This is a genomic window from Streptomyces lushanensis (assembly GCF_001700515.1).
In the GTDB taxonomy this organism is placed as follows: Bacteria; Actinomycetota; Actinomycetes; order Streptomycetales; family Streptomycetaceae; genus Streptomyces; species Streptomyces lushanensis.
In genome coordinates, this window is sequence record NZ_MAUD01000684.1 from 1 (window position 1) to 210 (window position 210).

Here is a 210-nt window from a genome sequence, read left to right on the forward strand (position 1 = left end):
AGGCGGGGAGGCGGGGGGACGTGGGTATGCTCGCCGCCATGCCGCCCACCTCGCCAACACCCGCCAACCGGGACGAAGCTCCCTCGCGGGCTTCCCTGCGGGCTGTCCCGGGTTCCCCGCGGGCCGTCCCGGGGAACAGCTCGTGGAGTTCCTCGCGGGCCTCCGTTCCGTATCCCGTGCGGACGCCCGTCCGGGAAGGCGGTGACGCCT